Origin of the sequence: Candidatus Electronema sp. PJ (genome assembly GCF_048287395.1) — a bacterium.
Classification (GTDB): domain Bacteria; phylum Desulfobacterota; class Desulfobulbia; order Desulfobulbales; family Desulfobulbaceae; genus Electronema.
Genome location: NZ_JBLWEO010000046.1, coordinates 102,146 through 110,690 on the forward strand (window position 1 = coordinate 102,146; position 8,545 = coordinate 110,690).

Annotated in this window: 9 protein-coding genes and 1 pseudogene; 5 read left to right on the forward strand and 5 right to left on the reverse strand. The window is 54.0% G+C overall.

What is annotated here, in order from left to right; translation table 11 throughout:
• From ACNKIB_RS07650 to ACNKIB_RS07665, 4 genes are all read right to left on the reverse strand, one after another.
• Entirely contained in the window at window positions 1-732 is a 732-nt protein-coding gene (locus ACNKIB_RS07650) for a UPF0280 family protein (protein ID WP_417909952.1), read from the reverse strand.
• 22 nt (window positions 733-754) lie between these two features.
• The gene (locus ACNKIB_RS07655) at window positions 755-1,654 is read right to left on the reverse strand and encodes a hypothetical protein (RefSeq protein ID WP_417909953.1); all 900 of its coding nucleotides are present in this window, start codon (window positions 1,652-1,654) and stop codon (window positions 755-757) included.
• Window positions 1,644-2,654 (reverse strand): cytochrome-c peroxidase, encoded by a 1,011-nt coding sequence (locus tag ACNKIB_RS07660; protein WP_417909954.1) that lies wholly within the window; start codon window positions 2,652-2,654, stop codon window positions 1,644-1,646. The genes ACNKIB_RS07655 and ACNKIB_RS07660 overlap by 11 nt, the downstream gene beginning before the upstream one ends.
• Window positions 2,655-3,000: 346 nt before the next feature.
• Window positions 3,001-4,236 (reverse strand): aspartate kinase, encoded by a 1,236-nt coding sequence (locus ACNKIB_RS07665; protein ID WP_417909955.1) that lies wholly within the window; start codon window positions 4,234-4,236, stop codon window positions 3,001-3,003.
• 397 nt (window positions 4,237-4,633) lie between these two features.
• Between ACNKIB_RS07665 and dauA the strand changes: the two genes are divergently transcribed.
• Window positions 4,634-6,325: a C4-dicarboxylic acid transporter DauA gene (dauA, locus tag ACNKIB_RS07670; RefSeq protein WP_417909956.1), complete on the forward strand. Its 1,692-nt coding sequence runs from the start codon at window positions 4,634-4,636 to the stop codon at window positions 6,323-6,325.
• A gap of 39 nt (window positions 6,326-6,364) precedes the next feature.
• On the opposite strand, the gene ACNKIB_RS07675 is transcribed toward dauA, so the two are convergent.
• Entirely contained in the window at window positions 6,365-6,568 is a 204-nt protein-coding gene (locus ACNKIB_RS07675) for a hypothetical protein (RefSeq protein ID WP_417909957.1), read from the reverse strand.
• 213 nt (window positions 6,569-6,781) lie between these two features.
• Here ACNKIB_RS07675 and elbB point away from each other — a divergent pair, with 213 nt between their 5' ends.
• The 4 genes and pseudogenes from elbB to ACNKIB_RS07695 all read left to right on the forward strand — a co-directional run bounded on the left by elbB (window position 6,782) and on the right by ACNKIB_RS07695 (window position 8,348).
• The gene (gene elbB, locus ACNKIB_RS07680) at window positions 6,782-7,450 is read left to right on the forward strand and encodes an isoprenoid biosynthesis glyoxalase ElbB (RefSeq protein WP_417909958.1); all 669 of its coding nucleotides are present in this window, start codon (window positions 6,782-6,784) and stop codon (window positions 7,448-7,450) included.
• Between the two features lie 10 nt (window positions 7,451-7,460).
• Complete coding sequence (locus tag ACNKIB_RS07685; protein WP_417909959.1) at window positions 7,461-7,883, forward strand: YkgJ family cysteine cluster protein; 423 nt, start codon at window positions 7,461-7,463, stop codon at window positions 7,881-7,883.
• Window positions 7,883-8,224: pseudogene (locus ACNKIB_RS07690) on the forward strand (23S rRNA (pseudouridine(1915)-N(3))-methyltransferase RlmH); the annotation flags it as partial. The gene ACNKIB_RS07685 and the pseudogene ACNKIB_RS07690, both read left to right, overlap by 1 nt.
• 67 nt (window positions 8,225-8,291) lie before the next feature.
• On the forward strand, window positions 8,292-8,348 hold the full coding sequence (locus ACNKIB_RS07695; protein ID WP_417909965.1) for a hypothetical protein: 57 nt from the start codon (window positions 8,292-8,294) through the stop codon (window positions 8,346-8,348).
• The last annotated feature ends 197 nt before the right edge of the window (window positions 8,349-8,545 follow it).

Consider the following 8,545-nt stretch of genomic DNA (forward strand, 5'->3'; position numbering starts at 1 on the left):
TCAGACCGGCACCAGTTCAAGATCACCCCAGGCACCCAGGTGATCACCGGCAATCACCACCGCTCCAGTTACCCCCTTAATGCTTTTGGCCAAGGCAACTGCCCGATTAACGCTCTTGCTGTCCCGGCTTTTCACTGCATTGCCAATACAGGTGGCAGCGGCATCAGCTAAGGCCGCAGAGGGTGCCAGTATTGCGGCAGCATCAGCCTGCCCAAAGCTGAGGGAATGCCCGACTGTGCCTGAAGAACAACACAAGCCACAGGGCATTTGCTCAGGCCGTAAACTAATGCCTAGTTTGCCACTCAAGCGAGATGCACCCGCATGGATGGCCACGATGCTCGCTTGCTGGCGAGCAACAAAGAGATCACCACCATTCTCGACAATCACTTCCTCAACACCTTGCTTGAGGAGTGTCCTCCCTACCTCTTCGGCAATCACTCCTGCCACAGCTGCCATTGGCCCAACGCCAGCGACCAGTGCTGCCTCGAGCATCGCCTGCACAGGCAGCGGCGCAGAGCTATCCAGGACTAACGGGACTAAGCTGGTCAGGAACAGCGGATACTGCCGGATATAAGCCTCGATCTCTGTACGCACCCGCGCTACAGCCACGAGAGCCTGATCACTCACAGGCTGCGTAGCCAAGATGTGCAAATCCGTTTCTGCCATCTTGACAACTGTGGCAATCAAGCCCGCATTATGCCTACTGCGATAATCACGCTCTTGATAGGACAAGGGGGAGTTCGGGCGCATTTGGTTAGGGGGATGTGAACGAAGCAGCCAAATCCGACCACACCTCAGGCAAGCCAGCAAAGCTGCTATAGGTGATCTGCCAGGCAGGAATTGAACGGGCCAGCTGAGTTATTTGGTGAAAACCGTGATCAGGTAGGTTGCGGGCATTGACATCGCAGCTCATCAGAAGGGCAGAAGCGCGGGCCTGAGACAGCTGTTCCACGTGCAGCACTGCTCCGCTTTGATAGACAGGAAAAAGGAGCACGCCAGGCGGTGTGCTAGCCAGGGTGCATGTTGGGTTAAAGAGACGATGGGGAATAACTGCGCCGTGCTCGTCAGCCAGCAAGCCAACCTGCTGGGCCGCAGGCAGTAACGCCTTGACCACGGCTGCTGATCCAGGCTTAAGACAGAAGGGCCGTGGAAAAGGGATGACAACCCCAGCACCGTCATTGGGGAGAAAGACGAGTTCATCACTGAGATACGAACAGCCTTGGCTAGTCAGCCAGGCCGTGACACTGCTCTTGCCAGAACCGCTGCGGCCAGGCAGCAAGATGGTTTGGCCTTGCCAGGACACTGCCCCAGCGTGCAGCGCAACCCCGTTGTGCTGGGTATGGAGAAGATGGTAAATAACTTGGTCAAAGAGAACCGCAGCGAACTGTACGTCTAATCTACCGGAGTAGAGTGTCCTGCTCTGATCAGTCAGGAGATAGTGAGTATCTTGCGCCGTGAGTTCCAGCAGAGGCGTTGTCTCAGGAGCAGCTGGGCTGTGCAGATCAGCAAAGAGGAAAGCCAGGAACGTGTGCGCTGCGTCCGTACTCAAGCGGATGGCTACTGAGTGGCCAGCAAAGGCAACTTGATACACTGTTGCAGCCAGGGCAGAAGGATTGCCTGGCTGCGCTGCATTCGCGTCTGCTTTATTTCTCAAACGGCTTGGGTGGTGGAGTCTTATCCGAAGAAGGCGGCAGCAACGGCAAAGTAAAGGAAGGCTGCTCGCCAGTCAAGCTCTTGAGAAACGCCACTACTTGGGCGTTCTCTTGATCATTGAACTTCTTACCTAACTGCAAGCGGCCCATGGTGTCAACAGCCTGGGTCAGGGTTGCGGCCTCACCATCGTGGAAGTACGGGTAGGTCAGCTCAACATTGCGTAAGTTAGGCACCTTAAACATAAACCGGTCTGCATCTTTGCCAGTAACTGCTTTGCGGCCTTCTGCTGGACTGTTAGCCTTGTACTCTTCTACCATGCCCATTTTGTGGAAGGTGTTCCCACCCACTGCTGGCCCAAAGTGGCAGGAAATGCAGCCCGATGCCTTAAACAGTTTATACCCGGCTAACTCCTGCTCGGTCAGGGCTTGGGCATCACCCAATAACCACTTGTCGAAGCGCGAGTTCGGGGTAACTAAGGTCTTCTCAAACTCGGCAATCGCATCAGTCACCTTATCAATATCAATCTTCTCCTCACCAAAAACAGCCTTGAACTCGCTGACGTAACCAGGCATCGACTTCAGCACATCCTCGGCCAAAGCGTGGGTAAAGGCCATCTCACCCGGATTGGCAATCGGGCCACCAGCCTGGGCCTTGAGGTTCTCTGCCCGACCATCCCAGAACTGCACAAAGCTCAGGCTGGAGTTAAGCACGGTAGGCGCGTTAATCGGCCCTTGCTGCCAGTTGTGGCCAATGGAGGTCTTGAGGTTGTCTGAACCGCCCATGCTCAGGTTATGACAGGAATTGCAGGAGATAAAGCCAGACTTAGACAGCCGGGGATCAAAGAACAGCTTCTTGCCCAGCTCTGCTTTGGGCTGATTGATCTCCTTGGCTGGCGTGATTGGTTGAATCGGTTCTTCTTCCGCCCAAGCCATCCCAGCAGCGGTTACGACTGCCGTCAATAAAGCAGCTGAGATAACGCCCTGTTTTGCTTTTACTGCCATGGTGCTTTCCTCCTGTTTGATAATTGCGAACGGTGCTACCTACTCCTGATATAGAAAATATTCTATCGGAGAGCAAGGGCAGAAGTCAAACGGGAAAGTCTCTATCGAGTGGAGGGCTGGCTCTAACAAGGAGGCATAGGGCAAAACGCCATGCCTCGATGCTGTCTAACGCCATGCCTGCATACCGTCTAACGCGATGTAGGCATGGAGGGTAACGGCATGCCTCGATGCCGTACAACGCTATGCCTGCATGCCGTCTAGCGCGATGCCTGCATGGAAGAAAACGACATGCCTCGATGTCGTAAAATGCCATGCAGGCATGATCCTTCAAAGGCTGCACCCATACTTATTCTGCCGCAGGCGGGTTGTCCTTGTCCAAGTTAAAGGCTGCGTGCAGGGAACGGACTGCCAGCTCCGTGTATTTCTCAGCAATAACACAGGAAACCTTAATCTCGGAAGTAGAGATCATCATGATATTGATTCCCTCTCTGGCCATTACCTGGAACATGGTCGAGGCGATGCCGGAATGATTGCGCATTCCCACGCCAACAATGGATACCTTGGCAATTGTTTCGTCACCACTTACCGACTCTGCCCCGATCTCTGCGGCGGTCTTCTTCAGTAACTCCATTGTCCGGGCATAGTCTGTGCGCAGCACCGTAAAGGTGATGTCAGTCAACTGCCCTTCCCTGGTGTTCTGAATAATCATATCGACCAAAATGCCTGCACTGGAGATCGGCTGGAAGATCTTTGAGGCAACACCTGGTTGATCTGGCACAGCCTTGATGGTGATACGCGCTTCTTTTCTGCTGTAGGTAATGCCTGACACCAGCATTGACTCCATAATTCTGTCCTCCTCGACAACCCAAGTGCCTTCGTTTTCGGAAAATGTTGAACGAACATGCAGCGGAACCTTGTAGCGTTTAGCCAGACCCACGGAGCGGATCTCCAGGACCTTAGCACCGAGACTGGCCAGTTCCAGCATTTCGTCATAGGTGATCATGTTGATCTTGCGGGCCTGCGCACAGATATTGGGGTCAGTGGTATAGACTCCCTCCACATCGGTGAATATCTCGCAGGCATCTGCCTTGAGCGCAGCTGCGAGGGCAACGGCAGTGGTGTCTGAGCCGCCCCGGCCCAGCGTGGTGATGTCGCCCTCTTCAGTTACACCTTGGAAGCCTGCCACCACCACCACCTTGCCTGCATCAAGGTGCTTGTGGATCAGCGCAGTGTCGATGTCGCGGATGCGGGCACGGGTGTGCATGTTGGTCGTCACAATCCGCACCTGGTCGCCCAGCAAGGAAATGGCATCGCTGCCTGCATCCTTGACCGCCATCGCAAAGAGCGCGATTGTCACCTGCTCTCCTGTGGACAAGAGCATGTCCATCTCCCGCTGATCCGGGATGGACTGTATCTCCGTAGCCATGCTGATCAGCTTGTCCGTTTGGCCAGACATAGCTGACAGCACCACGACCATCTGGTGCCCTTGCTGCTGCCCTCTGAGCACCCGCTTGGCCACATTCTTTATCTTCTCGATGGAACCGACTGAGGTCCCACCGTATTTCTGCACTATCAATGCCATAATAGCTGTTGCGGTTGGTTGAGATTAAAGGCGCACGTAGAGGCAAGGCCCCTACAAAAACATTCCGCAACCTGTTGAAAGCGTAAGGAGAAGGCCGTTCAGTCAGCTGCGGTAGCCAAGTTCCCTAAAAGGACACTACTTTAAAGAGCTACAGGCAATTTTGCAAGCGCAATCCGTGCTGCCTGGCACTGGTTTACCCTAGAGCCTGACAAGTCCTTTCCTACTGAAAAACGGTAATTGACAATATTTCCCTTTACACATCAGCAGGCTGCGCTATATTCCCCTCCTTTCAGCACGACCAATGCAGCAGCGGGTCAAGCTGACGCATTCCACCTACCGTTCTATGCGCAACTTGCCTGAAAACGTTTCAACACCATCTATCATAAAGGACAACACAATGTTTTCAGCTCTCATCAACACCATCAAGCCAAGACCTTCGGTCGCTACCATCCAGGCCGATGTGCTGGCTGGGCTTACGATTGGCATCATTGCCCTTCCCTTGTCAATGGCACTCGCGATTGCCAGCGGCGTACCACCGCAGCATGGCTTATACACGGCTATTGTGGCGGGTATAGTCATTGCCCTCACAGGTGGCTCGCTTGTCAATATCTCAGGGCCAACTGCGGCTTTCGTTGTTGTCCTGCTGCCGATTGTCCAAAAGTTCGGTATTGGCGGCCTGTTGCTTAGTGGCCTGATTGCGGGAATCATCCTGATTATCATGGGCGTATCTAAACTGGGCACACTGATCGAAGTGGTACCGTATCCCGTGACTGTCGGCTTTACCGCAGGTATCGCGGTGGTGATTGCCACCTTGCAGATCAAGGATTTCCTTGGCTTGACCGTAGAGGCTGTGGATGGGCACTATATAGAAAAGGTAGGGGCGATTATCCGCGCTCTGCCCTCGATCACTCTGGCGGATTTCCTGATCGGCCTCTTAAGTTTGCTGGTGTTGATCCTCTGGCCGAGGTTTCGTTCCAAAGTACCAGGCCATTTAGTGGCGGTACTGCTTGGTGCTCTTGCTGCCGTGCTTGTTCAGAAGATCAGCCCAGACTTTGTGGCCGCTACCATTGGCAGCCGGTTTCATTTTGAGCTGAATGGACTGCAAGGCAGCGGCATCCCGCCCATCTTGCCTAGCCTGAACTGGCCTTGGAACCTACCAGGCGCAGATGGCACACCAGTTGGTCTTAACTGGAATCTCATTCATGATTTATTCCCTTCCGCCATTGCCATTGCTGTCTTAGGCGCGATTGAATCACTGCTCTGCGCAGTGATTGCCGACGGCATGGTCGGCAGCAGGCATGACTCAAACGACGAGCTGATCGGCCAGGGGATCGGTAATGTGCTGGCCCCCTTTTTCGGCGGTATCCCAGCCACTGCCGCCATTGCCCGCACAGCGGCCAATATCAAGGCAGGCGGGCGTTCGCCCATTGCCTCGATAGTGCATGGCCTGTTTATTCTGGTGGCGATTCTCATTTTGGCCCCGCTGCTCTCGTATATTCCAATGGCCTCGATGGCTGCGTTGCTCTTAATGGTTGCGTGGAACATGAGCGAGGCGAAACACTTCATCCGCACTGTGAAGGTTGCGCCTGGCAGCGATGTTGCGGTGCTGTTGATCTGCTTTTCTCTGACCGTGCTCTTTGACATGGTGATCGCGGTGGGCGTGGGCATGAGTCTGGCAGCGGTTCTTTTTATCCAGCGGAGCATTAGCTTGACCACGGCCACCAAAGTAGAAGGCCGCAATCAGGAATACGGCGAGCTGCCCGCAGCTATTTCGCTGTACGACATCAATGGGCCGCTCTTCTTTGGTTCAGCACAAAAGGCGATGAAGAATATCACCTCTGTCACTCCTGATGTGCGCGTAGTTGTCTTAGACATGACCAAGGTCAATATGATCGACATGAGTGCGATCATGGCAATGGAGACGATCTGTCGAAATTTAGAGAAAAACGGCCTGGGTTTGGTTATAAATAACCTCCAACCGAGGATGATTCTCACGCTCCGCAAGGCCGGACTCCGCAAACAAGCCGGGAAGGTGGAGTTCTCACGCTCTTTGGCCGAGGGTATTGAAAAGGCAAAGGAAATGCTGTAAGAGTGTTGGTTGTTGCCATAGAGATATCACCAGCGCATCTTAAAGAACTCGTAGCAAAGACTCCTTTCTTGCTCGTTTCCAAAGGAGTTTTGCTTGGCAACAGAGGAGTTCTGCCGACTTGCAAAGGAGTTGTACTCGGCAGAAAAGGAGTCTGGCCGAGTACCAAAGCAGTTTTGCCAACTCTAACTCCTTTGCAAGTCGGCAAGACTCCTTTATGGCTAACCAAGAAAGGAGTTTGGCCAAGCCGAACTCCTTTTCTGCCGACTACAACTCCTTTCTGGCCAAGCCAAACTCCTTGGCAAGCGAGTAGAAAACGAGACCAAGCAGGAGCAAAAGGAGTGCTCGCCGCTGCAACTTGCTGGTTGTTTGTGGTAATATGGAGCGTAGCCCTTTTTCTTGAAGTATCCAGGAGATCTCTTTTTCTCATCCCCCAAAATAGAACAACCGGAGAATAGTATGCCCAGCAAAAACATCGCCGTCATCCTATCTGGCTGCGGCCACCGCGATGGCTCGGAGATTCACGAGGCAACTCTCAGCCTTTGGGCCATTCACAAGCACGGAGCCGAGTACCAGTGCTTTGCCCCCAATGTGATGCAGCACCATGTGCTGAATCATTGCACGGGCGAGGAGATGCCAGAGCAGCGCAATGTGCTGCTTGAATCTGCCCGGATTGCGCGTGGCAAGATTATGGATTTGGCGAACTTTGAAGCCACCGCCTTTGATGGCTTAGTAATCCCTGGCGGGGTAGGCGCAGTCAAGAATCTCTGCACTTACGCCTTTGCTGGCCCGGATTGCACGGTTAACCCGGACGTAGCGCACGCCATCAAGGCCATGCACCAGCAGGGCAAGCCGATTGGTGCGCTTTGCATCGCTCCGGTTATCTTGGCCAAGGTACTGGGCAAGGTGACGGTCACGGTTGGTCAGGATGCAGCGACTGCTGCCAACATATCTGCTCTGGGTGGAAACCATGCGCCGACCTGGCAAGGCGAGATTTCGGTTGATCAAGAGAATAAGATCGTGACCACACCCTGCTACATGCTCGATTCTAGGGTTGATCAGATCGGTGCAGGCGCGGACAAGCTGATTCAAGCCATGCTAGACTTGATGCAGCTGCCCAGCGCGTAAGGAGTAACAGATGCGTGCCGCTGCCTGTTTGTCTGACATCTTCACCTGCACCCGCTGCGGCTACTGCTGCCAGGGGGAAACCACTGTTTCGCTTGACCAAGACGATCAAGCGAGGATGATTGCCAAGCTCGGCTTACCCCGTGAGGAAATAGAAAGAACCTATTGGCGCGTGACCAATAGCGTGGTGCAGATGAAGATCGTTGATCATCACTGCATTTTCTATAGCCCGGAGCAGGGCTGCACTGTCCATGAGGGCCGCCCGTGGCGGTGCGGCCAGTGGCCCTTGCATCCGAGCATTTTAACCGATGAAAACAACTTTCAGATCATTCGCGATTCCTGTCCGGGCATTAATCGGGAATTGAGCTGGGAGCAATTCTGCGTGGTGTTCAGGCAACTGTTGGCGCAAGAGCAAGAAAGGCGGTTGCTCTGCTGATGAAGTTCCTTCTCCCCTTTCTCGGCAAAACCAAAGAAAATTATCTTGACCAGGGTATCCGTGATTACGCGGAACGTCTGCGTCGTTATCTGCCAGTAGAGATCAAGGTGCTGAAAGAGCAGGGCAGACATGCTCCTGATCAGGTCATCATGGCACACGAAGCCGAGCAGCTCCTTGCCCAGGCCGCCTCGGTTTCGCTCACCGTCGCCCTTGACCCAACTGGCCGCGAGCAAACCTCAGAAGCGATGGCTGCGGCCTTGGACGACTGGGGAAATCGGGGCCTGCACACAGTCTGCTTCCTCATTGGTGGCCATCTTGGCTTGGACGAGCGGGTGCGACGGCAAGCCGGGCTGGTTTGGTCGCTCTCGCGCCTTACCTTTACCCATGAAATGACCCGTTTCATTTCTCCTGGAACAGCTTTACCGGGCTTGCTCTATCAAGGCTGGGCATAATTATCACAAGTAATGAGAGCTTGCAGAGGTGTCAGTAGCCCCCTTGCATAAGTCGAGCCTGCCGTGTACCTTGTGTGAATGAGATACGAAAGTGTGCAACGTTTGAGTGATGAGGATTTTAAGCGATCGACAGGTGTTGATCGTTCGACCTTCGCCAGGATGCTTGAGGTTGTCGAACAAGGGCTGCGCAATTTTGGCAGACCGCCGAAA

What these genes read in the sequence shown, in the direction of transcription:
- ACNKIB_RS07685 (WP_417909959.1), top strand. Translation starts at nt 7,461, where the DNA reads ATGCGTGCCGCTGCCTGTTTGTCTGACATCTTCACCTGCACCCGCTGC.
- ACNKIB_RS07660 (WP_417909954.1), bottom strand. Translation starts at nt 2,654, where the DNA reads ATGGCAGTAAAAGCAAAACAGGGCGTTATCTCAGCTGCTTTATTGACG.
- dauA (WP_417909956.1), top strand. Translation starts at nt 4,634, where the DNA reads ATGTTTTCAGCTCTCATCAACACCATCAAGCCAAGACCTTCGGTCGCT.
- ACNKIB_RS07665 (WP_417909955.1), bottom strand. Translation starts at nt 4,236, where the DNA reads ATGGCATTGATAGTGCAGAAATACGGTGGGACCTCAGTCGGTTCCATC.
- elbB (WP_417909958.1), top strand. Translation starts at nt 6,782, where the DNA reads ATGCCCAGCAAAAACATCGCCGTCATCCTATCTGGCTGCGGCCACCGC.